Here is a 24,346-nt window from a genome sequence, read left to right on the forward strand (position 1 = left end):
TTCACACCTCCTGATCTTTCTTTCTAACCCTTTCTAATAAATAGTAATAATCTAAAATTCTTCTTTTATCCTTTGGAAAAACTTCCTTTAATATTAAATTCATTATAGTTTCAGCCAATTTCTTAGTATTATGCCTTAAATATCCATATTTATTTATCTCAACTAAATCTTCCTGAATAACTTTATACTCAGGTATATTTTCAACATCGTTTTTAACCATAAACTGACCATCATTTTTATATTTTTCATAATAATCTCTAGGTGTTTTTCCGTTGTTTGCTATAATAAAATCCACAATCCTTCCACCACAATGCTTTTCTATAGCTTTTACATGGTCAGAAAGCTTATATTCGTCTGTTTCTCCTAATTGCGTCATTATATTTGAAACATAAACCTTTAAAGCCTTTGACTTTTTTATAGCTTCTGCCACTTCTTTAATTACTAAATTAGGCAAAACACTAGTATATAAACTTCCAGGTCCTATTATTATGCAATCAGCTTCATTTATGGCATCTATTGCTTCTTGAAGAGGAATAGGATTATCAGGCTCTAAAAAAACCCTCTCGATTTTTGCTTTTCTTTTTAAGACTTCATAAGCTATTTTAGATTCCCCTTTAACTATGCTTCCATCTGACAACTTAGCACATAATGTTACACTCTCTAAAGTAACTGGATAAACTTTACCTTGAACTGCTAAAACATCGCTCATTTTTTTAATAGCTTCAAGAAAATTAACTGAAATTCCATTCATAGCAGCAATAAATAAATTTCCAAAACTTTGCCCTTTTAAATCTCCTTCTTTAAACCTATACTGCATAAGCTGTTCCATTAGAGGTTCTGTATTTGCTAATGCAACAAGGCAGTTTCTAATATCCCCTGGTGGAAGCATTCCTAAAGTTTCCCTTAAAATTCCACTTCCACCTCCATCATCTGCAACAGTAACTATTGCAGTTATATTTGAAGTATAAGCTTTAAGTCCCCTTAGCATTGTTGAAAGTCCAGTTCCCCCACCTATCGCAACAATTCTAGGCCCTCTTATAAGAAACTTTTTTTCATATAAATCTTCAATTCTTTTTCTATTAATATCTGACACACTACATCCTGTAATAGTAAGCAAGCTTTTAAATAAATTCCTAAAAGATATATAAGTAGCAATTCCTCCAATTATGGACAAAAGTAAACCTATAAAAAAATTTAAATCCAAAAATAACCCTACTAAAATAAGCTTTGACACTCCTAAAACTAAAATCACAAAACCAATTGTCCCAAGCAAAATCCACCTTTTTATATTTAAACCTACTTTTAACCATGCTAAAAAACTCATTTTGTTCTCTCTCCCGAAACATCCTTTGATATATCTCTATGATTTATCAATACAGTATGTCCATTATCCTTTAATCTTTTGTATATCTCGCTTGCTAAAACTACAGATCTGTGTCTTCCTCCTGTGCATCCTATAGCAATAACTAGCCTTGATTTTCCTTCTTTTATATAATGTGGTATTAAAAATTCAAATAAGTCGGTTACTTTATCTAAAAATTCATTAGCTTCTTTACTTTTTAAAACAAAATCTCTAATTTGTTCCTCCAACCCTGAAAACCTTTTTAACTCCTCTATATAATATGGATTAGGCAAAAATCTAACATCAAAAACTATATCAGCATCAATTGGAATTCCATATTTAAAGCCAAAGGATTGAACAGATATAATAAGGCTTTCAAATTTTTCTCCCGCAACAAAAATCTTTTCAAGTTCTTCCCTTAGTTGTCGTGGTAAAAAGTCTGAAGTATCTATTATATGTTTAGCCTGTTTTTTTAGCTCGCTAAGTTTTAACCTCTCTTTTTTTATTGCCTCAAATATATCCCCATCATGGGCTAAAGGATGATTCCTTCTAGTTTCCTTATACCTTTTTACTAAAACTTCATCCTTTGCTTCTAAAAATAAAATCTCATAATTATACCCCATACTTTGTAAAGTCCTTAAAGATTTAAAAAGGTCATTAAAAAACTCCCTTCCTCTTATATCTACAACTATTGCTACTTTTTCAATTTTCCCTCCCGTTTGAGAGCATATTTCTGCAAACTTTGGTATTAAGGCAGGAGGCAAATTATCTATGCAAAAATATCCAAAATCTTCTAAAAACTTTATAGTTTGTGACTTACCTGCTCCTGAAAGTCCCGTTACAATAACAAAATTCATTTAAAATCCCCCTTTATATTTCAATATTTACTATTCTATCAAAGGGAAGCCCTGCCTTTATTGCAATATCTATACCCTTATCTATATTTCCTACATCATAAGGAGTATGCGCATCACTATTTATAACAAATTTAACATTTTCCTTCATAGCTACCTTAACATAATCTACGTTTAAAAAACCATGACTGCTATTAATTTCAAGAAGCGTTCCTTTTTCAGCTGCTGCCTTTGCTACTTCTTTTGTATCTATATCTACCTTTGCACCTGGATGAGTTATTATATCTATTTTATTCTTTTTAATAGCCTTTACCATAGCAATGGTATTAGTTATTCTACAGCTTTGTTTTAAAGCTGGAATAATCTTTGATAGTTTATTTTTAAAATATAATTCTTGCCAATCCTTTGCTGTTTTAAAAAAAGCTCCATTATGAAAACCTGCAAGAAGTATATCAATGATAGATAAGATCTCATCATCAACATCTAAATCTCCATCTAAACTTATTATATTAGCCTCTACCCCAAGAAGTATTTCGATTTCTTTAAATTGTTTTTTTAATTCATCTATCTCCTTTCTCATTTCATACAAATCCTTCTTTTTAACTCCATAAAGCCAATGCCCTGGACCATGATCTGCAATGACTATCTTTTTCAACCCTTTTTTTAAAGCAGCTAAAACGTTATCCCTTATACTTCCCTTTCCATGGCTGTAAACAGTATGAGTGTGAAAATCTGCAACAACCTTCATAACTCATCCTCCATAACTTAATTTCATTAATATTATAACATAATAAAGCGTGTAAGAATCACCTTACACGCCCTTTTAATACTTCCACCATCAAATAAATAAAAATCAAAATAGAAACTATACTTCCACCAGGAGAAATGTTAAGATAAAAAGAAGCTATAATACCTAAAACTACAGAAAATAAGGAAACTAAAATAGAATATCTTTGAAGATTAGAAAAATTAGAAGATATTTTCATTGCTACAGCTCCCGGCATAACCAAAAGGGCTGAAATTAAAAATCCACCAACTATTCTTAAAGATATTCCAATAACTAAAGCCACCAATACATTCAAAATTAAATTCAAAAATTTAACATTAATACCTGATACTAATGCGCTATCCTCGTCAAAGCAAATATATAAAAGTTCTTTTCTAAAAAGCAAAATTAAAGTTAAAGTAGGAATAGCAACCATCAAAATTAAAATCAAATCCATTTTTGAAATAGCAATAATGCTTCCAAATAAGTAATTCATAACACTAGCCGAACTTTTTATCCTACTAAAAACAATAGCAGAAAAGGCTAAAGAGGTCATTGTTATTATTGATAAAGAAATTTCTGCAAAACCTTTAAAACACCTTCTTAATCTTTCAAGGGCTAAAGCAAAAAAAATAGTAACTGCTAATGCTCCAAAGAGAGGGTTAATTCCTAACAAAAGCCCTAAAGCTACTCCTAGTATAGCGCTATGGGATAGTGTATCTCCGATTTGGGAAAACCGTTTTAAAATTATATAATTTCCTATAAGTGGTGCAATTATAGATATTATTATTCCTGCAATAAAAGCTCTTTGCATAAAAGTATATTTTAACATCCCTAACACTTCCTTTTAATCCTCAAAATAAATTTGTTTATACTTTTTTACTGAAAATTCCTGTGCACCACATATAGTTAAAATTTCACCATCTTTCATACAAATTATTTTATCAGCATAACTTTTAATTGCAAATATGTCATGGGTAACCATAACTATAGTAGTATTTTTTGCCTTTTGTTCTAACAATAATTTATAAAGTATCTCTTCAGACTTTGAATCTATTCCAACTGTTGGCTCATCTAATATTAAAAGCTCTGGCTCAGAAATCAATGCTCTTGCAATGAAAACCCTCTGCTGCTGTCCTCCTGATAATTTCCCAAGCTGTTTTTCCTTAAATTCTATAAGATCAAGCTTCTGTAAAATTTCATCAACTTTTTTTAAATCTTGACTACTAAACCCTTTAAAATAACCTTTTTGGGGAACAAGCCCTAAAAGAACTGTTTCTTTAACGCTTATTGGGAAAAGTTGATTGAAGCTTGAAACCTTTTGAGGAACAAAGGATATTTTCTTTCTAAAGTGATTATGATCTTCTTTACCAAAAAGTTTAACTACGCCCTTATCAGGTTTATATATACCACATATTACACTTACTAAAGTACTTTTTCCAGAACCGTTAGGTCCTACTATTACACAAAGTTCTCCCTTTTCTATCTTTAAGTTAATATCTTTTAAAGCTACTTTATCCTCATAACTATAACTTACATTTATTAATTCTACCATATCAAACACCTTCACTTTAATATCTTTATTATATTTTCTATATTCTTTTCCATTAAAGTTATGTAATTTTCTTTTTGTTCAATCTCGTAAGGTACTATTCCCATAGTATATATTTCAAGTTTTTGACATCCTGTTGCTTCTACAACAGGTTTTATTATATTTTCATTTTCTGTCCTATCAAACAGTATATATTTTATATTTTGTTTTTTTATAAAATCAATAACCTTTGCCACTTCCTTTGGTGAAGGCTCTTCAACTTCTTCTTGTCCAGTTAATGCTATTTGATTAAGTTTATAATCCCTTGCTAAATACCCAAAAGCAGGATGGGCTATTACAAAAACATTTCTTTTAAAGTTTTTTCTCTCATTTTCAAATTTTTTACTTATTCTTTCCATTTCATTCTTAAACTTGTTAAAATTGTTCTCATAATAACTTTTATTAGAAGGATCTATTTTAATTAAAGTATTTTTTATATTTTGAGCAATAATTATTGCATTTTTAGGAGAAGTCCAAACATGAGGATCCTCTTTAATTTTATCTATCCCCTCTGAAACTTTTACAACTAAAACACCACTTCCATCTGAAGCTTTCTTCGCCCATTCATCTATATGTCCTATGTAAAATACAGCCTTTGATTCCATCATCTCTGCAATGTCTTTTGTTTGAGGTTCAAAAGAATGAGGTTCTGCACTACCTTTAACAACCCTCTCTACTTGGAATTTATCCCCTGCGATTAACTTTGTTATAGAATAAACTGGATAAATAGTGGTATATATTTTATTTGAACCTTTTGAAACAGTAGAACAAGCCGATACCAAAATAGCAACCATTAACCCCATAGCTAAAATAAACCTTCTCACAATACCACCCCTTTTTACTTTTTATTACATATGCTAATTATACATAACCCAACACAAACTGTCAAAATACATATAAAAAATGGGATGATTATCTCATCCCATTCAAAACATCTTTTAAAGCTAATATAAACTTTTCATTCTGTTCCATCGTTCCTGTAGATACCCTAAGCCAACCAGGCATTTCAAACAAATATCCAGGTCTTACTATAACTCCTCTTTTTAAAAGTTCATTAAATACTATCTTATCATCAACCTTTAAATTTACCATTACAAAATTTGCCTGACTTTCTATATATTCAAGACCCATTTTTGAAAATTCATAATAAAAATACTCTCTTGATTCTTTATTAAGCTTTACAACTTTTCTTAAAAACTCCTTATCCTTTAAAGCTGCAATCGCAGCACTCTGAGCAATTAAATTAACGTCAAAAGGTCCTATAACAGAATTTATGTATTTTGCAATATTTTCATTTGCAATCCCATAACCAACCCTTAAGCCTGCAAGTCCGTAAGCCTTCGAAAAAGTTCTTAATATTATAACATTAGGATATTTCTCAAGAAGATTTATTGTCTGAGGATATTCAGGATCATCTACATATTCATAATAAGCCTCATCCATTACAAGAATAACACTCTTTGGTATCTTATCAATGACGCTTAAAAGTTCTTGTCTTTTTATAATTGGTCCTGTAGGATTATTAGGAGAGCAAAACCATAATACCTTGGTTTTATCCGTTATAGATTGAACCATTTTTTCAACATCAAGTTTATAATTCTTCATGGGAACCTTTATAACGTTTCCACCCATTATTTTAGTATTATCTTCATATCTTTGAAAAGAAATTTCCCCCATTATACTTTCATCGCCTGGATCTATAAACACCGAACAAATAGCTCTTATTATTGAATCTGAACCTGTGCCTAAAAATAACATCTCAGGCTCTACATTTAATTCCTTTGCAAGTTCATTTTTTAAATCAAAGTTTGAAGAATCAGGATATAAATTAACTTGTCCTGCCAAACCCTTTATAACTTCGCAAACTAATGGAGAGCACCCTAAAGGATTTTCATTAGAGGCAAGTTTTATAACCTCCTTAAGCCCAAATTCCCTTTTTACCTCATTAATTGGTTTTCCTGCTGTATAAGGCTTTAACTTTAAAATAGCTCCCCTTAAACTCATTTTCATCCCCCTATTAAATTTTCTTTATATTATAAATTATCTCACTTTTCTGTAAATTTTTCAAACAAAAAAATAGGAGTTAAACTCCTATTCTCCAACAAATTTTATCTCAGTTTCTAATTTAACGCCGAATTTTTCATAAACTTTATCTTGAATAAGTTTTATAAGATTTAATACATCTTCACAAGTTGCATTATCATAGTTTATTATAAAACCTGCATGTTTCTCTGAAACCATAGCTCCCCCTATCCTCATTCCCTTTAATCCAGCATCCTCTATAAGTTTGCCTGCAAAGTATCCTTGTGGCCTTTTAAATACACTTCCTGCACTTGGAAAATTAAGAGGCTGCTTTTCCACTCTTTTTCCATTTAACTCATCCATAACTCTTTTTATTTCCTCATAATCTCCCTTTTCTAACTTTAATTCAACCTCTAAAACTATATAACCGTTTTTTTGAACATTACTATACCTGTATGCAAACTCTAAATCATCCTTGTTTAAAATCTTTAAATTACCTTCTTTATCTAAAACCAAAACCCTTTCAACTATGTCCTTCATCTCTCCACCATAGGCACCAGCGTTCATAAAAATTGCTCCGCCTATGCTTCCTGGAATACCAGAGGCAAACTCCATCCCCTTTAAAGAATTTTCTAAAGCCTTTTTAGAAACCTTTGCAAGTGATGCTCCACATTCTGCAATTATTATATTGTCTTTTACTTCAACCTTACTTAAACCTGTAGTTTTAATAACTACTCCACGTATTCCCTTATCAGAAACTAATAAATTTGAACCATTTCCAATTAAATAAAAGTTTATATTGTTTTTTGTACAAAAATTTATTACCTCAATCAATTCTTCTTTTGTATAAGGAATAACCAAAAAGTCAGCAGGTCCACCTATTTTAAAAGAAGTATGCTTTTTCATAGGCTCGTTTATTAAAATCTGTTCCTTGTTTAAAACTTTTTCAAGTTCTTTTTGAATATCCATCTTCCCTTATTCAACTCCTTTTTAGACTAACTATTATTAGTATATTACCATCTCAAAGCTTTTGGGAAAAAGTTTTTCAAAACACCCTTTGACATCTTGCCCCAAGATAGTGAATATCCATCAACATCTACAAGATACCATCCATCTTCTAAATTAAAGTTTAATGTATAACCCTCAATATATTTATCTGCATCTTTAGTCTTGCTTGACAAACTAATATTTAATTTAGCATCTTTAGGTTTTAATGAAGCAGCTAAAGAATAATCAGGTTCGAATCTATTTTTCTTAAACTCTCCAAGAAGAATACCAGGCCTTAAAACATTAAGAGAAGTAAAATCAAAACAGTTATCAGGTAAATAATAAATTCTATCTCCTCTTAAAAATAGCCTTTCATCATCAAAATTTATATTCAAAAAATTCTTTTCAAATTGTTTAAAATCTGATATGTTTTGTTTGTTTGCATTAGGCTTGATTTTTTGAATTTCCTTAGTTTCTCCATCCTTTTTGTAAAACAAAGCCAAAAAATGTCCTTCTCCTTTTAACCTATGTGGAAAAAGCCTTGCAGTTTTCTTAAGCTCATCATTGCTTAAAACTTCAGAAAATCCTTCTTTAAAACCATAATTTTTTTCTATATTTACAAGCTCAAATTCCTTATGTTTTTTCAAAAATTCATCCACTATAAATTCATTCTCCTCAACAGAAAAGGTGCAGGTTGAATATATCATATAGCCACCTGGCTTTACCATTTTTGCTGCGCTATCTATTATTTCCCTTTGCATAGACTGATATCCTAAAATATTTTCTATGCTCCACTGATTTAAAGCTTCTTTATCCTTTTTAAACATTCCCTCTCCAGAACATGGCGCATCAACAATAACTTTATCAAAGTAACCTATAAAAACCTTCTCAAGTTCCTTAGGGGAATTGTTAGTTACTATGGCGTTTTTAATCCCCATTCTTTCAATATTTTGAACAAGTATTTGGGCTCTTTTTAGTTTTATTTCATTCGAAACTAAAAACCCTTGTCCATTTAAATAACAAGCAGCCTGAGTTGACTTTCCTCCCGGTGATGCACAAAGATCTAAAACTTTTTCACCAGGCTTTATATCAAGTTGAGGAGTTACTGACATAGCACTTGGTTCTTGTATATAATAAAGCCCTGCTGCATGATAAGGATGTCTTCCCGGCTTTTCTTCACTTATATAAAGTCCATTCTTTGCCCAAGGAACCTCTCCTTTTATTTCAAAAGGACATATTTTCAAAAATTCATTATAATCTACCTTTAAAGTGTTTACTCTAATTCCTTGATATCTGTCTTCCTTATAACTTTCTAAAAAACTCTCAAACTCATCTTTTAAAAGAGCTTTCATTCTATCTAAAAATTTTTCAGGCAATTTCATTTAAAACGCCTCCAAAATCAATAATTTCTCTTGCTTTTTAAAAACTTTAAAAATCTATCTACATCTGTGCTTATAACATACCTTTCATCTGCACCTACTTCTTCTAAAAGTTTTATTGATTTTTCAAGGTTACCCACGTCATAACATACATGAGCATCACTTCCTAAAGTAAGTAAATTACCATTCTCTAAAGCTTTATAGGCTATTCTTTTACAATTTTCATAACTTCCAGGTCTTGAAGTTTTAAAAGAGCTATTATTTATCTCTATTAAAACGTTATACTCTTTTGCAGCTTTTAAAACTTCATCTATGTCTATAGGAAAAGCTGGATTACCAGGGTGAGCTATGGCACAAACATATTTATTTTTCATAGCTCCTATCAATGCTCTTGTATTATCCTTTATACTGCCAGGGGATATACATACATCATGCAAACTTGCTATAGCAAATTCTAACATGCTAAGCCTTGCATCATCAAGATCAACATTTCCATCATAGTCAATTATATTTAACTCTACTCCCTTTAATACTCTAACATCATGAATATATTCCGGCAACACTTTTAAATTACCAAAATGAAATATATGAGGCCCTCCTGGCATCTTAGGGCCATGATCTGTCATAGCAATAATTTTTAAACCTTTTTTGCTTGCCTCTAAACAATTTTCTATAATAGTGCTATAGGAATGTCCACTAGCTATGGTATGAGTATGTGTATCTATAAGCGGTTTTATCATCTAAATCACCCCATTTTTAAGACTTTTTTATTTTAACATCTATAAAAGTTTTCTTCAACTCTTCTTCAATTTGTGAAAATATTCATAAATTTTCTCTGCTACCCCTTTATTTATACCGTTTACCTCTAAAAGTTCATCTATTGTTGCTTTCTTGATATTTTCAATGTTTTTAAAATGCTTTAACAACTCCTTCTTTCTTTTTAGACCAATTCCTTCAATTTCATCTAGCTCTGACTTTACAACGCTTTTACTTCTTAATTTTCTGTGATACTCAAGGGCAAACCTGTGAACTTCCTCCTGTATCTTATATATAAGCTTAAAAGCATTAGAATCTTTATAAATAAAGACATTTTCATCATTATATATTATAGCCCTTGTTTTGTGTCTTTCATCCTTAACCATTCCCACAACAGCTATATTAAATCCAAACTCCTGTAAAACTTCTTTAGCTGCATTAACATGGGCTAATCCACCATCTATCATTATTAAATCCGGCAATCTACAAAACTTATCATCCTTTAAATATCTGTTAAATCTTCTTTTTAATACCTCTTTCATGGCAGCATAATCGTTTTGTCCTTTAACATATTTTATTCTAAATCTCCTATATTCTTTTTTTGCTTCCTTGCCATTTTCAAAAACCACCATAGAACCTACCATATCCACACCACTTATATTAGATATATCATATGCCTCTATTCTCTCTGGAACTTTACTAAGCCCTAGTATTTCTTTAAGCTCCTTTAAAGCTTCAATAGTTTTTTGTCTCTCTTTTATTATTTTCTCCTTTATCTGATTTAAAATTGCCCTAGCATTTTTCTTTGCCATTTCAACAAGTTCAAGTTTATCTCCTTTTTTAGGAACCTTTATTTTAACCTTACTACCTTTTTGTCTTGATAGATAAAGTTCTATTATATTTATCTTTGATATGTCTTCTTGGAGCACTATATTTTTAGGAATATATTCCTCCGCGTAATACTGAACAATAAATTGGTTTAAAAGCTCATCTACATTATCAACATCCTCAAAATAAAAATTCTTACTTCCTAAAAGTTTACCTGAACGAATATAAAACATCTGAATACAAACACTGCTGTCATCTTTAACAAAAGCTATAACATCTTCATCTTCTAAATCATAAGATATTATCTTTTGCTTTTGTTGAATCTTTTTTATGGCATTTATCTTATCCCTAAATTCAGCAGCCCTTTCAAACTCTAAATTTTCAGAGGCTTTAATCATCTTTTGTTCTAATTCTTTTATAATGTCATCGTTTTTACCTTCTAAAAAGTTTACTATTCTATTTATCATGTCCATATATTCTTCCCTTTTTACATCTCCCTTGCAAGGAGCTAGACACAAACCTATATGATAATTTAAACAAGGCCTTCCTATTTTAACACCAAACGAAACATTTTTATTACAATTTCTTATTTTAAATAGCTTTTTTATAATCATAATAATTTCTCTAACTGCAGAAGTATCTGTAAAAGGTCCAAAATATTTTGCACCATCCTTTTCAATTTTTCTTACGATTAAAACTCTTGGATATTCTTCCTTTAAAGTTACTTTTATATATGGATAATGTTTGTCATCTTTAAGAAGAATATTATACTTTGGTTTATGTTTTTTTATAAGATTGCACTCTAAAATCAAAGCTTCTAATTCATTATCTGTTAAAACATATTCAAATTCCTTTACTTGGCTAACCATAACTTTTACCTTTGGAGGATGATTTTTGGATTGAAAATACTGCCTTACCCTATTTTTAAGTGAAACAGCCTTTCCTACATAAATTATTTCTCCATTTTCATCCTTCATTATATAAACTCCTGGACTGTTTGGAAGATTTTTTAAAGCCTCTTTTATATCAAACATAAAATTCACTCCTATTTTAGAAGTATTTCAGGAAGTTTAAAAGTAAGATAAACAAGCCCTATTAAAATTATAAGTCCTTCAAATAAATTTCCCCAAAAGGATCCTACTGTAAAGGTTATAGGCATTTTATATTTTCTTTTTTTAAATGGATAGAGCAAAGGAACTCCCCTGTTTGTAAACATATCTGCAATAATATGAAGGCCATAACCTAAAAAAAACGGAATAATGTATTCTTTAAATCCATAAGCTTTTGCTGCAAATCCAAAGGCTAGGCCAAAACATAAAAGTCCAGCAAGGCTGTGGGTAATTCCATTTCTATGAGAAGAAAATCCTGTCAAAATAAAAAATATCCCTAAAGTTTCAACATACTTTAAGTTTAAATAAAAAAAGTTTAATAATAAGAAAAATACTCCTAAAGTAAAATAAATAGTCGTTTTTACTGTTTTATTTTTAGCAGGAAGTATATATCTATTTAAAAGAGCTTTAGGATGATCTATATCCGGAAGCAACGAAGCTATTGCACATATAGCTAATCCTCCTAGCGTCAGCTTTACCATTTTATATTGCGACAAAATAACAGCAGATATTATTCCAATTCCAACATGAGTTTTTCCTGTCATGATAACTCTCCTTTTTATGTTAACTTCAAATATAAGTATATAGCAAACCCCTAAATCAAACAACTGCTATAAAAAATAAAAGGGGATACCCCCTTATTTTAAACATTCTTTAACTATTTCCTTTGCAATTTCTGCGGCTTTTTTACCACCCGTTCCACCCTCTTCAACTATTATCGCAAAGGCTATTTTAGGATCCTTTAACGGTGCAAAACCTACAAACCATGCATGGGTTTTATCTGTATTTGGCAATTGAGCTGTTCCTGTCTTACCCGCAATATCTACATTATATAATTTTGCTCTAACACCAGTTCCTTTATCAACAACATCCTTCATATATTCCTTTACTTTTTTTGCTATTTCTTTATCTATAACCCTTTTAAGAATTTCAGGTTCTTTCTCATATAAAACAACTCCATACTCATCTTTAATCTCTTTAACTAAATAGGGCTTCATCATGATTCCGTCATTTGCTATAGTTGCTGCAACAAGGGCCATATGTAAAGGATTGGTAGCAACACCATGCTGTCCTATTGCTGCCTGAGCTAAAAGAGCTTTATTTTCTTTATCCTCTATATTAAACTGGCATTTTCCTAATTTTAAATCCTCAAGATTTATTTCTTTATTGAACATAAATTTTTCTGCTTCTTTTAATAAATTATTATATCCCAATTCAATTCCTAAGCTTCCAAAAGTAAAATTACAAGATTTTGAAAAAGCTTTTTTAAGATTTATTCTTCCATGAGCTTCAGAATTAAAGTCCTTTAAAATATAATCCCCTATTTTAAGTTTTCCTGTACACAAAAAACTTTTATTTTCTATACCATTAAAATTTTCTAAAGCAGCTGATAAAGTTACTATTTTAAAGGTAGAACCTGGAGGATAATATCCTTGTATTGCTCTATTTAAAAAAGGATTACCCATTTCATCGTTTTTATAAACCTTAAAATTTTTATCTACCTTTTCAGGATCAAAGGATGGTTTTGAAACTAAAGCTAAAATCTCTCCTGTTTTGGGATTTAAAACTACCAAAGCTCCTTTATTATCCTTTAGTAACCTATATGCTTTTTTTTGAAGCTCATAATCCAATGTTAAAATTACGTCGCTTCCTCTTTTTTCACCTTCAATAGTTTGAACAAACTTTCTAAATATGCTTCCTAAAATATTATAATAAAAAGTATTTCCTTGCAAAGCATCATTATATAAAAGTTCTATTCCTGTTTTCCCATAAACAGGACTGTTATATCCTACAACATGAGCAAATACTTCTCCATCATTATATATCCTTACCTGATTATTTTTGACTTTTTTACTAAAAGCTATAGTTTTCCCATTTCTATCCATTATAGAACCCCTTATAACATCTTCCTCAGACAATCTAATTCTTGGATTTGAAGGGTCTTTTACAATATTTTCAGATAAATATAAATTAAAATATATTAAGTAACCTATTATAGTCAAAAATATTAAAGTAAAAAATATAATCAAAGCTTTTATATTCTTAATTAACTTTTCATCATGCATCTTCATTCCCCACTTCAGATATTTTTTGTAAAATTCCTATTGCCAAAAAGTTTATAATCATAGAACTTCCTCCATAACTTACAAAAGGTAACGTTATTCCTGTTAAGGGTATCATCTTTGTAACTCCACCTACAATCACAAAAACTTGAAAAGCAAACATACTTGCTATTCCAACTGCAACAAGTCTTGAATAATCCTCTTTAGCATATAAAGCTGTTCTAAGCATTCTATAAATTAAAAGAAGATATAAAATAAGAAGTGCTATAGCTCCTAAAAGTCCAAATTCCTCTGCTATTGCTGAAAATATAAAATCTGTATGAACTTCTGGAATTACTTCTGGATGTCCCCCTGCAAGTCCTGTTCCAAATAACCCTCCACTTGCTATAGCAATTAGCGACTGACAAATTTGATACCCTGCTCCATATTTATCCTTCCAAGGATTTAACCATATGTTTATCCTTCTTTTTACATGGTCAAAAACAACATAACTAAAAAACCCTCCTAATACAAATAAAACTAAACCTGATAATATATATCTTAATCTAGACGTTCCTACATAAAGCATAGCCATAAACATACCAAAAAACATAAGTGCTGATCCTAAGTCCTTCTCAAGCACAAAAATGGCTATTGATAAAACTATGGGTATAGAATATTTTAAAACATCTTTATAATCTTTTATCTTCCTTATAACATCTGAAAGATAAAATATCATAAAAATCTTTGCAAGCTCAGAAGGTTGAAAACTTAGACTCCCAACTTGTATCCAGTTTTTTGACCCCTTTATTTCTCTTCCTAAAAGTAAAGGCATTGTAAGAAGAACAAGATTAAAAATTGCAAAGAACATTGAATATTTTTGAAGCCTTTTTATATCTGGAAAAAGAATAAGAATAAATATAAAAAGCATAATTCCAATAGCAAACCAAATCAACTGCTTTAGAGCCCTTTGAAAATCAAGCCTATAAAGCATAACAAGGCCAAACTCAACTATAAAAACTGAAATTATATAAAGATACTTATCAACCCTTGGGTAATATTTTTTAATAACAAAATATCCATAGGCTATTAAAATAACAGAAAGAGTACCATAAACAAAAGGAACTATTTCAAAACTTCCCCTATACAAAGAAAGTATAAGAAAAAGAAGCATGACAATAAAATATATATTTTTTAATATGGATTTTTCAAGTTTTTCCATATCGTCCTCTCCTATTCTAAAACTTTAAAACTAACTCTTCCAATTTCAATTATATCTCCTTCTTGCAACTTTTCTACTTTACTTATTCTTTTGCCATTGACAAAGGTTCCATTTGTGCTATTTAAATCTTCAACAAAAAGCTTATCATTTTTTACATAAAACCTTGCATGATTACCTGAAACATAAGGATCTTTAATAACTATATCGTTATCAGGATTTCTTCCTATGGTCATAACTTTATGAATTAAATATAATGAACCTAAATTAGCATCCTTTGGAGCTCCCTTAACTTCTAGAGCAAACTCCTTTAACTTTTTAACCCTAACTCCCTTTAAATCCATATACATTATTTTTATAATTCTAAAAATAACAAGATAAATTAAAGCAATTACAACAAATCTTAAAATCATGGCAATTTCCTTCATAAAATCACCTACAAACCCAAAATATAAAACTTTAAAATTGCAAATACTTCTCTTAAAATTCCTATAACCTCAAGATAAAATTTTTCTTTAACAATACACCCTTGAAAACTAGCCTTAATTCCTATTTTTTTTGCCATAAGTGAAGCTCTTTTTAGATGATACTTATTTGAAACAATTAAAGCATCCTTAAAACCTTTATTTTTCATTACATTTAAAGAATTAAATAGGTTTTCATAAGTAGAAAAGGACTTATCTTCTTTAATTATATATTTTTCAGAAACTCCATTTTTAATTAAATAAATTTTCATTGCCTCTGCTTCTGAAATTAACTCATTTTTTCCTTTACCACCAGATACTATTATAAACTTACAATAACCTTCTTTATATAACCTTAAAGCAACATCAAGCCTACTTTTTAAAAAATCTCCCGGTTCATATCCTCTAACTTTACAGCCTAAAATTATCATACAATCTGCTTTTTTAGGCTTTGCAGTATATCCAAAATATAAAATTTCAAATAAAATAAAAGAAAACATTATAAATAAAAATAAAATCAAACACTTTTTCAAAATCTCTCCCCCAAATATATTATATCACAAACACAAAAGCAAAGTAAAAAAGAGCCTCAAGTTGAACTTAGAGCAAGTTCAACTTTAAGCTCTACAAATATTTCCTTAAATACTGTCCTGTATAGGATTTATCATTTTTTGCTACCTCTTCAGGAGTTCCTTGTGCTACAATCTCTCCTCCTTTATCTCCACCCTCTGGACCTAAATCTATTATATAATCAGCACATTTTATAACATCTAGGTTATGCTCAATAACTATAACTGTATTTCCTGCATCTACTAGCCTATAAATTATATCTATAAGTTTTCTTACATCCTCCATGTGAAGTCCTGTTGTTGGTTCATCTAAAATATAAAGAGTTCTTCCTGTACTTCTCTTTGAAAGCTCATAAGCAAGTTTTATTCTTTGAGCCTCTCCTCCTGAAAGCTGTGTAGATGGTTGACCAAGCTTTATATAAGAAAGTCCTACGTCATACAATGTTTGAAGTTTTGATTTGATTCTTGGAATATTTTCAAAAAATACAAGCGCTTCTTCAACAGTCATATCCAAAACATCTGCTATGTTTTTGCCTTTATATTTAATCTCAAGGGTTTCCCTATTATACCTTTTTCCTTTGCATACTTCACAAGGAACATAAACATCTGATAAAAATTGCATTTCTATTTTTATTATTCCATCTCCACCGCAGGCTTCACAACGTCCTCCTTTTACATTAAAGCTAAACCTTCCAGGTTTATATCCCCTCATTCTAGCCTCTGGCGTTTGAGCAAAAACTTCTCTTATATAATCAAATACTCCTGTATAGGTTGCTGGATTAGAACGAGGGGTTCTTCCTATGGGAGATTGATCTATATCTATTATTTTATCTATAAATTCTAACCCCCTTATTTCATCATGAGCTCCCACTTCAAATTTAGAACCATTTAACTTTTTAGCTATTCCCTTAAATAATATTTCATTAACCAAAGTACTTTTTCCAGACCCTGAAACTCCAGTAACACAAGTAAAAACTCCCACAGGAAATTTTACATTTATATTTTTAAGATTGTTTTCCCTTGCACCTATAACTTCTATCCATTTTCCAGTAAGTTCTCTCCTTTTTTTAGGAACTTCTATTTTTCTTTTTCCACTTAAATACTGACCTGTTATAGAATTTTCACACTTTGCTACATCTTCAGGGGTTCCACAAGCTACTACATAACCACCATGTTGTCCTGCTCCAGGTCCTATATCTATTACATAATCTGCTGCCCTTATGGTATCTTCATCATGTTCAACAACTATTAAAGTATTTCCTAAATCTCTAAGATGCTTTAACGTTGAAAGAAGTCTATCATTATCTCTTTGATGAAGTCCTATGCTAGGTTCATCAAGAATATATAAAACTCCAACTAATCCCGAACCTATTTGGGTTGCAAGCCTTATTCTTTGTGCCTCTCCTCCTGATAAAGTAGAAGCAGATCTTGATAAAGTTAAATAATCTAAACCAACATCAATTAAAAATTTTAACCTAGATTTTATTTCTTTTATTATTTGATTTGCAATAGTCTCTTCTTTTTCACTAAGCTTTAAACCTTCTAAAAACTTTAACTCTTCCCTTATAGTAAGATCACAAAACTGAGCTATTGAAAGGCCTCCAACAGTAACAGCAAGGCTTTCTTTTTTTAACCTTGCTCCTTTACATAAATAACACTTTTTAACCGACATATATCCTTCAATTTCTTCTCTTATATACTCTGAATTAGTTTCTCTATACCTTCTTTGTAAATTTGGAATTATTCCTTCAAAGGAATATAACATCTCACCTTTTGCATTATTTCTTTCAAATTTAACTTTAAATTTTTCATTTTTACTTCCATAAAGCAATACATCCAATACTTTTTCATCCATATCCTTTAAAGGTTTATCTAAGCTAAAGCCATAATGTTCTGAAAGCCCCTTTATAACTGCAAAGGTCCATCCAGACTCATCAAGGATTCCCCAAGGCCTTATTGCTCCTTCTTTAATAGAAAGATTTTTATCTAATACAAGTTCAGGCGATATTTCCATAATAACTCCCAAACCATCACATTCTGGACATTTTCCAAAGGGACTATTAAATGAAAATACCCTTGGTTCAAGATCTCCTATGCTTATTCCACAATCTGGGCAAGCAAATTTTTCACTAAACAAAAATTCTTCACCATCTATAATTTGAACTATAACTAATCCTTCTGATAATTTCAAAGCAGTTTCTATAGAATCTGTAAGCCTTGACCTTATTCCTTCTTTTAAAATTATTCTATCTACAACAACCTCAATATTGTGTTTAACATTTTTTTCTAACTTTATGTCTTCGTTTAATTCAAAAATCTCTCCATCTATTCTAACTCTTACAAAACCATTTTTCTTTATATTTTCTAAAGTCTTTACATGTTCTCCCTTTCTCCCTCTTACAATAGGAGATAATATTTGAATCTTTGTCCTTTCAGAAAATTCTAGTATCTTATCAACTATTTGGTCAACCGTCTGCTGCTTTATTTCTCTGCCACAATTAGGACAGTGGGGAATTCCTATTCTTGCATATAAAAGTCTTAAATAGTCATAGATTTCTGTAACAGTTCCAACAGTAGATCTTGGATTTTTACTTGTAGTCTTTTGATCTATTGATATAGCAGGAGATAAACCTTCTATATAATCCACATCTGGCTTATTCATTTGGCCCAAAAACTGCCTTGCATAAGCTGATAAAGACTCTACATACCGTCTTTGTCCCTCTGCATATATAGTATCAAAGGCTAAAGAAGACTTTCCTGAACCTGAAAGTCCTGTTAACACAACCATTTTATTTCTTGGAATTTCAACATCTATATTTTTAAGATTGTGCTCTCGTGCTCCCTTTACTATTATTTTATCCCTAACCATTTTATCTCTCCTTTTCTTTTTTTAGCTTAAACAATAAATCCCTAAGCTGGGCTGCCCTTTCAAAATCAAGCTGCTTTGCTGCTTTATGCATTTCTTTTTCTATATTTTCTATAAGTTTTTGTTTATCTTCTTTACTTAAGCTATCTTCAACTTCAACTGGTTTTGTCGCCTCAATAACTTCAAAAATAGGTTTTATTATAGTTTTAGGAACTATTCCATGTTTTTTATTATATTCCATCTGTATTTTTCTTCTTCTGTTAGTTTCATCTATAGCCCTTTTCATAGATTCTGTTATTGTATCTGCATACATAATTACTTTACTTTCTGCATTTCTTGCTGCCCTTCCTATGGTCTGTATTAAAGAAGTTTGGCTTCTTAAAAATCCTTCTTTATCAGCATCTAAAATTGCAACAAGAGCAACTTCAGGAATATCAAGTCCCTCCCTTAAAAGGTTTATACCAATTAAAACATCAAGTTCTCCTAACCTCAAATCCCTTATTATTTTCATTCTTTCTATAGTATCTATATCAGAGTGTAAATACTTAACTTTTATTCCAATTTCCTTTAGATAATCCGTCAAATCTTCTGCCATTCTTTTTGTAAGGGTTGTCACTAAAACTCTATACCCTTTATCTACAGTATTTCTTATCTCACCAATAAGGTCATCAATCTGTCCTTTAACAGGTCTTACAAATATTTCAGGATCAACTAAACCAGTGGGCCTTATTATTTGTTCTACAATTTGAGTTGAATTTTTAATTTCATATTCCCCTGGAGTTGCGCTTACAAAAATAGCCTGATTAATTTTTTTTTCAAATTCTTCAAATTTTAAAGGTCTATTATCATAAGCCGATGGAAGCCTAAATCCATATTCTACAAGGTTATCCTTCCTTGATTTATCCCCTCCATACATGGCCCTAAGCTGAGGAATTGTTACATGGCTTTCATCTATAAACAGAAGATAATCATCTGGAAAATAATCCAAAAGGGTATATGGTGGCTCTCCAGGTTGTCTTCCATCAAAATGTCTTGAATAATTTTCAATTCCACTGCAATATCCAACCTCTCTTAACATTTCTATATCATACCTTGTCCTTTGCATTAATCTTTGAGCTTCTAAGATCTTACCATTATCAATCAAAAAATTATATCTTTCTTCAAGCTCCTTCTCTATAGATTCTATTGCTTTTTCAATCTTTTCCTTTGAAGTTGCATAATGGGATGCAGGATAAATAGAAACATGGTTTCTTTCTGCAAGAATCTTCCCAGTTAAAAAATCAATTTCACAAATTCTATCTATCTCATCTCCAAAAAATTCAACTCTTATAGCTCTTTCATTAGAAGATGCAGGAAATATCTCAACAACATCCCCTCTGACTCTAAAAGTTCCTCTATGAAAATCAACATCATTTCTTTGATATTGTATATCTATAAGCCTTCTTAACACTTCGTCCCTATCCTTTTCCATTCCAACCCTTAAAGATAAAACTAAATTTTTATATTCAAAAGGATCTCCAAGCCCATATATACAAGATACAGAAGCAACAATTATAACATCGCGTCTTTCAAATAAAGCTGAAGTTGCAGAGTGTCTTAATTTATCTATTTCATCATTAATTGAAGCATCTTTTTCAATATAAGTATCAGTTTGAGGAACATAAGCCTCTGGTTGATAATAATCATAATAGCTTACAAAATATTCAACTGCATTATGAGGGAAAAATTCTCTAAATTCATTACAAAGCTGAGCTGCAAGGGTTTTATTATGTGCTATAACAAGGGTGGGTTTTTGAACCCTTTCAATTATATTCGCCATCGTAAAGGTTTTACCAGAGCCTGTAACTCCAAGAAGCGTCTGACATCTATCTCCCCTTAAAATACCTTCTACTAATTTTTCTATAGCATAAGGTTGATCCCCTGTGGGCTTAAATTTTGAAATTAGCTTAAATTCTCCCATAATTTCACCTCGAGAACATTTGTTCGTATTTTGATTATATTTTAATAAATTCCCTGCGTCAAATATAATTTTACATAAAAAAAGTCAAATATAAAACAATAATAAATTTTGTCAAAAATCATATCATTTTTTTACATAATCCTTCAAAAGTCAAAGAATGTCGTTTATATTTACTTTAACAACTTAAAGTTTAACTTGAAGAATATTTAACTAGTATTTGTATTACTTTCCATTGACAAGCTTCCTTAAATAAGGGATAATAAAAAATGAATTTAGCCGAATGCCTAACTGGCAGCGGGGGACTAAACTTTGGGGTGAATCCAAGGATATACTTGGTAGGGACGCTCTCTTCCCGAACCCGTCAACTAACCTCGTAGGCTTAGAGAGAGGTGATACAAATGAAAAAGTTTATAATTTCAGTATTAATATTTACTATTAGTTTTACAAATTGGACAAGTTGTCTAGCTAAAGCTAGAAAAATTACAAATTCACCAAAAAAGACAGTATCTAGATCTTATGCTAGGAAAACAACAAAAAAGCCAAAACATAAAAAAATAGCTTCTACTAAAAAAGCTACATATTCAACTATAAGCAGAAGAATAGTAGCTTCAAGAGGCACTTCCAATTATGGTGAACTTTTAGATTGGACATATGTCAATAGAATTTTTCCTATAGGCTCAATGGCAAAAATCTTTGACATATCCACAGGAAAATCCTTTTATATTATAAGAACCTATGGACATTTACATGCCGATGTAGAAGCTGCATCAAAAGAAGATACAGAAATAATAAAAAGCATATGGAATGGTTTTTCATGGGAGAGACGACCAGTTATTGTTGAAGTTAATGGAAGAAGAATTGCAGCTTCTATGACAGCAATGCCCCATGCTGGAATAGACTCACAACCAGCAGGTCAAATTGTAAGCAATCGTTCAGGAGGATATGGAACAGGTGAAAATCTTGATAAAATAAAAGGAAACGGCATGGATGGGCATATGGATATACACTTTTTAAATAGTAGAAGACATAAAGACGGCGCAATAGATCCAGAACATCAGCAAATGATTAAAAGAGCAGCTGGATTAAGATAAAAATGCACTCTAAAGGATTAAACTCCTTTAGAGTGCATTGCATTATACAAATCTATTAAAGTCCTTGTTATTCTAATCCTTAAAGCGTTTACATTATTAAAATCCATTGCATTTATATAATATTTTTCAAGCTCATCATGAAGCTGTTTTATATTGCTATAAACCTTCTTAGCCTTTAACATCTCATCTGCATATTCCTTTGAAAGGCTTATTATTGGATCTTCCTCTTCATGGACTATGGCAGTATCAATACAAGTAAACATATCTATAACTTTATCATTTGGTCCTCCTTCAAACACGTGTGGTGCTGTTCCATCAAGAATTGCAAAATCTAATTCTCTAATTACTATCATATCAATACTTGAAGGATCAAAGGCACAATGATAAAACTCAACATCGTATCCTTTACTTAAAGCAGCTTGAGCTATCTTTTTTACCATCGTTGACTTTCCGGTTCCAGGTCTTCCCTTAATTATATATCTATTTTTTATATCACAAGTTAAGTTATCATAAAAACATACCTGTCCCTGTGGGGTCATAGCGCCAGCAAACCTATGCCATTCCTTAGCAACTTTATTAATACATCCCTTTACTACTTCATTTATAATTTGTTCTGTAATTTGATTTGCTTTATTAAAGTCCATTCCTTTTAAATATTCCTTTTCCCACTTATCGTGAATTGATTTTGCAACCTTTAAGTGTTTAAAGAAAACCTTATATTGATTTTCTATCTCATCAATGTAAAATTTTATAATATCTTTTCTACTTCTTAGATAATCAACATCCCAATATTCTCCAAAATCAAGTATTCTCTCAACAGCTCCTGGATATTTAGGATCAATAACATGGGGTGCTGTTCCATCAACTATTACAACTTTTATGTCATTTACAACTATGGCATCTAAAGAATCCTTATCAGATGAACAATAAATAAAATCAACGCTCATTCCCTCTTTTAAAAGTTCCTCTCCTATAAGCCTCATAAAAGTTGATTTTCCTGTCCCGGGTCCTCCTTTTATAATGTAAACCCTTTGAGCATCCTTTAAAACATAATCAAAATAATTAACAAACCCTGCCGATGTGTTAGCACTTGCAAGATAGCACCTGGATTTTACCATAATCTCCTCCAAAAATAAAACTCTATTTTAATAATATGCACATCACTTAAAAATGTTACTGCTTTTTAAATCTTGATTTAATTAAACTAAGTAATCTTCTTCTGTCTTCAATTATTGGGATGTTAAAAGCATACTTTGGAATAGTTAAAATTCCAAGTTCAGAAATTCCATTTTGATAATCTTTATATTCATACAATTTCTTATTTCCATAAACATCTACTACTTCAACCCAAACATAGTTATAATAACTTTGAAAAAAGTTTATTAAATCTTCAAGATTTCTTATAGGATAATTATTTATGGCTACAATCTTATCTCCTGCCTTTATCCCCATTTTTTCGGCAACAGAATTCGGCATAGAATCTAAAACTACTATTCCATCTTCCCTTCTTATCCACAGAGGAGGTTTTTTATTTTCAATATATCTTTCATAAATAATTAAAAACTCATGGGCAATAGGAGAAAAAATAGAAGCTACAAAAGCAAAAATATTATATTTAATCGCAAAAAATGCTAAAAAGATTAAAATTATGCTAAAAAATATTAAATGAATTGATGTTCTTTTTACTTTTGTCTTTACATCTGTTGAAATAGCAAAATCTCCATAGCCTAACATTGCAAAAACAGGAATAGCCATAAATACAGCATTTTTTAAATCAATGCTCTTAATTGAAGGTTTAAATAAAGGCCACCAATCAGGAGTTGATACTAAATCCCCCAAAGAAACGGTTCCTTTCATTAAAAAATAAAATATAAGAGGAATAGGCCAAAATCTTTGAATAACATATACTCCAATTATTTTATCTTCCTTTTTCATATAAGCAGGGGTTGCTGCCTTATAACCATCAATCCAAATAAGAACAGCTTCTATCAAATGCATTATTCCAATTATAGCCATTAAAGAAGGAATATCTATGTTTATAAAATTTATAAATTCAATAAAACTTTTTGAATTAATAATATCCTTATCTATTAAATATTTGCTTATAATCAAAAATAAACTAAACAAACCTCCAGAATAAGATAAACAAACATATCTTGGATTTATGGTTAACAATATTAATGAAATTAGCACTACTATTTGTAAGCCTACACTGTTTGAAAATGTTATTCCTACTAAAGTCATTAAAATATTTATAAAAAGTGCTGCTAAAATACCTGATAATATAGATGTTACCATCATATCTTTAATACTATATTTTAAATCTCCAAAGTACATCTCTTTTTGTAATCTATATATCCTTTTATACTGCAAATATAAAATAAACAAAAATATCCATGCTATAGGTTGAAATAAAAAACTAACAACACCCTGCGCAAATACCTTAATTGTAAATTTAATCAAACTTATAATTTCCATATTATACCTCCATAAATATTAAT

General features: G+C 30.3%; 21 protein-coding genes and 1 riboswitch. Of the genes, 1 reads left to right on the forward strand and 20 read right to left on the reverse strand.

Going from position 1 to position 24,346, the window contains the following annotated elements; genetic code table 11:
* Window position 1: 1 nt before the first annotated feature.
* From C4R78_RS02775 to uvrB, 18 genes are all read right to left on the reverse strand, one after another.
* Window positions 2-1,324, reverse strand: coding sequence for a gluconeogenesis factor YvcK family protein (locus C4R78_RS02775; RefSeq protein ID WP_103895574.1), 1,323 nt, complete (start codon window positions 1,322-1,324; stop codon window positions 2-4).
* Window positions 1,321-2,199, reverse strand: coding sequence for an RNase adapter RapZ (gene rapZ / locus C4R78_RS02780; RefSeq protein WP_103895575.1), 879 nt, complete (start codon window positions 2,197-2,199; stop codon window positions 1,321-1,323). Before rapZ ends, C4R78_RS02775 begins: the two co-directional genes overlap by 4 nt.
* A gap of 13 nt (window positions 2,200-2,212) precedes the next feature.
* Window positions 2,213-2,944 carry a PHP domain-containing protein gene (locus C4R78_RS02785; protein ID WP_103895576.1) on the reverse strand — a complete coding sequence of 244 codons (732 nt, stop codon included), beginning with the start codon at window positions 2,942-2,944 and terminating at the stop codon, window positions 2,213-2,215.
* 58 nt (window positions 2,945-3,002) lie between these two features.
* The gene (locus C4R78_RS02790) at window positions 3,003-3,794 is read right to left on the reverse strand and encodes a metal ABC transporter permease (protein ID WP_103895577.1); all 792 of its coding nucleotides are present in this window, start codon (window positions 3,792-3,794) and stop codon (window positions 3,003-3,005) included.
* Between the two features lie 15 nt (window positions 3,795-3,809).
* Window positions 3,810-4,517, reverse strand: a complete 708-nt coding sequence (locus C4R78_RS02795; RefSeq protein ID WP_103895578.1) for a metal ABC transporter ATP-binding protein — start codon at window positions 4,515-4,517, stop codon at window positions 3,810-3,812.
* 11 nt (window positions 4,518-4,528) lie between these two features.
* A complete protein-coding gene (locus C4R78_RS02800; RefSeq protein ID WP_103895579.1) occupies window positions 4,529-5,377 on the reverse strand; it encodes a metal ABC transporter substrate-binding protein in 849 nt (282 codons plus the stop codon).
* 88 nt (window positions 5,378-5,465) lie between these two features.
* On the reverse strand, window positions 5,466-6,557 hold the full coding sequence (gene hisC / locus C4R78_RS02805; RefSeq protein WP_103895580.1) for a histidinol-phosphate transaminase: 1,092 nt from the start codon (window positions 6,555-6,557) through the stop codon (window positions 5,466-5,468).
* A gap of 87 nt (window positions 6,558-6,644) precedes the next feature.
* The gene (gene murB / locus C4R78_RS02810; RefSeq protein WP_103895581.1) at window positions 6,645-7,544 is read right to left on the reverse strand and encodes a UDP-N-acetylmuramate dehydrogenase; all 900 of its coding nucleotides are present in this window, start codon (window positions 7,542-7,544) and stop codon (window positions 6,645-6,647) included.
* Window positions 7,545-7,588: 44 nt separating this feature from the next.
* Window positions 7,589-8,944 (reverse strand): RsmF rRNA methyltransferase first C-terminal domain-containing protein, encoded by a 1,356-nt coding sequence (locus C4R78_RS02815; protein ID WP_103895582.1) that lies wholly within the window; start codon window positions 8,942-8,944, stop codon window positions 7,589-7,591.
* A gap of 17 nt (window positions 8,945-8,961) precedes the next feature.
* Window positions 8,962-9,681, reverse strand: a complete 720-nt coding sequence (locus C4R78_RS02820) for a phosphatase (RefSeq protein WP_479722861.1) — start codon at window positions 9,679-9,681, stop codon at window positions 8,962-8,964.
* 54 nt (window positions 9,682-9,735) lie between these two features.
* Complete coding sequence (gene uvrC / locus C4R78_RS02825) at window positions 9,736-11,559, reverse strand: excinuclease ABC subunit UvrC (RefSeq protein ID WP_103895583.1); 1,824 nt, start codon at window positions 11,557-11,559, stop codon at window positions 9,736-9,738.
* An 11-nt stretch (window positions 11,560-11,570) separates the two neighbouring features.
* Window positions 11,571-12,242, reverse strand: a complete 672-nt coding sequence (locus C4R78_RS02830; RefSeq protein ID WP_159945779.1) for a metal-dependent hydrolase — start codon at window positions 12,240-12,242, stop codon at window positions 11,571-11,573.
* 30 nt (window positions 12,243-12,272) lie between these two features.
* The gene (locus tag C4R78_RS02835; RefSeq protein WP_103895585.1) at window positions 12,273-13,706 is read right to left on the reverse strand and encodes a peptidoglycan D,D-transpeptidase FtsI family protein; all 1,434 of its coding nucleotides are present in this window, start codon (window positions 13,704-13,706) and stop codon (window positions 12,273-12,275) included.
* Window positions 13,693-14,898 (reverse strand): FtsW/RodA/SpoVE family cell cycle protein, encoded by a 1,206-nt coding sequence (locus C4R78_RS02840; RefSeq protein ID WP_103895586.1) that lies wholly within the window; start codon window positions 14,896-14,898, stop codon window positions 13,693-13,695. Before C4R78_RS02840 ends, C4R78_RS02835 begins: the two co-directional genes overlap by 14 nt.
* Window positions 14,899-14,909: 11 nt before the next feature.
* On the reverse strand, window positions 14,910-15,323 hold the full coding sequence (locus C4R78_RS02845; RefSeq protein ID WP_103895587.1) for an FHA domain-containing protein: 414 nt from the start codon (window positions 15,321-15,323) through the stop codon (window positions 14,910-14,912).
* Between the two features lie 8 nt (window positions 15,324-15,331).
* Window positions 15,332-15,859, reverse strand: a complete 528-nt coding sequence (locus tag C4R78_RS02850; RefSeq protein WP_103895632.1) for a YdcF family protein — start codon at window positions 15,857-15,859, stop codon at window positions 15,332-15,334.
* Window positions 15,860-15,983: 124 nt separating this feature from the next.
* Window positions 15,984-18,797, reverse strand: coding sequence for an excinuclease ABC subunit UvrA (uvrA, locus tag C4R78_RS02855; protein ID WP_103895588.1), 2,814 nt, complete (start codon window positions 18,795-18,797; stop codon window positions 15,984-15,986).
* A gap of 1 nt (window position 18,798) precedes the next feature.
* On the reverse strand, window positions 18,799-20,754 hold the full coding sequence (gene uvrB / locus C4R78_RS02860) for an excinuclease ABC subunit UvrB (RefSeq protein ID WP_103895589.1): 1,956 nt from the start codon (window positions 20,752-20,754) through the stop codon (window positions 18,799-18,801).
* Between the two features lie 264 nt (window positions 20,755-21,018).
* A riboswitch (cyclic di-AMP (ydaO/yuaA leader) is annotated at window positions 21,019-21,148 on the forward strand.
* A 4-nt stretch (window positions 21,149-21,152) separates the two neighbouring features.
* On the opposite strand from uvrB, the gene C4R78_RS02865 reads away from it, so the two are divergent.
* Window positions 21,153-21,845 carry a hypothetical protein gene (locus tag C4R78_RS02865; protein WP_103895590.1) on the forward strand — a complete coding sequence of 231 codons (693 nt, stop codon included), beginning with the start codon at window positions 21,153-21,155 and terminating at the stop codon, window positions 21,843-21,845.
* Between the two features lie 17 nt (window positions 21,846-21,862).
* On the opposite strand, the gene C4R78_RS02870 is transcribed toward C4R78_RS02865, so the two are convergent.
* Complete coding sequence (locus C4R78_RS02870) at window positions 21,863-22,963, reverse strand: PRK06851 family protein (protein ID WP_103895591.1); 1,101 nt, start codon at window positions 22,961-22,963, stop codon at window positions 21,863-21,865.
* 55 nt (window positions 22,964-23,018) lie between these two features.
* Window positions 23,019-24,323: a PDZ domain-containing protein gene (locus C4R78_RS02875; RefSeq protein WP_103895592.1), complete on the reverse strand. Its 1,305-nt coding sequence runs from the start codon at window positions 24,321-24,323 to the stop codon at window positions 23,019-23,021.
* Window positions 24,324-24,346: the final 23 nt, after the last annotated feature.

This window comes from Caloramator fervidus (genome assembly GCF_900108045.1).
GTDB lineage: Bacteria > Bacillota > Clostridia > Clostridiales > Caloramatoraceae > Caloramator > Caloramator fervidus.

Bases quoted from the DNA above. Each gene is read 5' to 3' on its own strand.
- uvrC (WP_103895583.1), bottom strand. From the start codon at position 11,559: ATGTTTGATATAAAAGAGGCTTTAAAAAATCTTCCAAACAGTCCAGGA.
- C4R78_RS02820 (WP_479722861.1), bottom strand. From the start codon at position 9,681: ATGATAAAACCGCTTATAGATACACATACTCATACCATAGCTAGTGGA.
- C4R78_RS02835 (WP_103895585.1), bottom strand. From the start codon at position 13,706: ATGAAGATGCATGATGAAAAGTTAATTAAGAATATAAAAGCTTTGATT.
- uvrA (WP_103895588.1), bottom strand. From the start codon at position 18,797: ATGGTTAGGGATAAAATAATAGTAAAGGGAGCACGAGAGCACAATCTT.
- C4R78_RS02785 (WP_103895576.1), bottom strand. From the start codon at position 2,944: ATGAAGGTTGTTGCAGATTTTCACACTCATACTGTTTACAGCCATGGA.
- rapZ (WP_103895575.1), bottom strand. From the start codon at position 2,199: ATGAATTTTGTTATTGTAACGGGACTTTCAGGAGCAGGTAAGTCACAA.
- C4R78_RS02840 (WP_103895586.1), bottom strand. From the start codon at position 14,898: ATGGAAAAACTTGAAAAATCCATATTAAAAAATATATATTTTATTGTC.
- C4R78_RS02815 (WP_103895582.1), bottom strand. From the start codon at position 8,944: ATGAAATTGCCTGAAAAATTTTTAGATAGAATGAAAGCTCTTTTAAAA.
- C4R78_RS02795 (WP_103895578.1), bottom strand. From the start codon at position 4,517: ATGGTAGAATTAATAAATGTAAGTTATAGTTATGAGGATAAAGTAGCT.
- C4R78_RS02870 (WP_103895591.1), bottom strand. From the start codon at position 22,963: ATGGTAAAATCCAGGTGCTATCTTGCAAGTGCTAACACATCGGCAGGG.
- murB (WP_103895581.1), bottom strand. From the start codon at position 7,544: ATGGATATTCAAAAAGAACTTGAAAAAGTTTTAAACAAGGAACAGATT.
- C4R78_RS02850 (WP_103895632.1), bottom strand. From the start codon at position 15,859: ATGTTTTCTTTTATTTTATTTGAAATTTTATATTTTGGATATACTGCA.
- C4R78_RS02845 (WP_103895587.1), bottom strand. From the start codon at position 15,323: ATGAAGGAAATTGCCATGATTTTAAGATTTGTTGTAATTGCTTTAATT.
- C4R78_RS02775 (WP_103895574.1), bottom strand. From the start codon at position 1,324: ATGAGTTTTTTAGCATGGTTAAAAGTAGGTTTAAATATAAAAAGGTGG.
- C4R78_RS02875 (WP_103895592.1), bottom strand. From the start codon at position 24,323: ATGGAAATTATAAGTTTGATTAAATTTACAATTAAGGTATTTGCGCAG.
- uvrB (WP_103895589.1), bottom strand. From the start codon at position 20,754: ATGGGAGAATTTAAGCTAATTTCAAAATTTAAGCCCACAGGGGATCAA.
- C4R78_RS02790 (WP_103895577.1), bottom strand. From the start codon at position 3,794: ATGTTAAAATATACTTTTATGCAAAGAGCTTTTATTGCAGGAATAATA.
- hisC (WP_103895580.1), bottom strand. From the start codon at position 6,557: ATGAGTTTAAGGGGAGCTATTTTAAAGTTAAAGCCTTATACAGCAGGA.
- C4R78_RS02865 (WP_103895590.1), top strand. From the start codon at position 21,153: ATGAAAAAGTTTATAATTTCAGTATTAATATTTACTATTAGTTTTACA.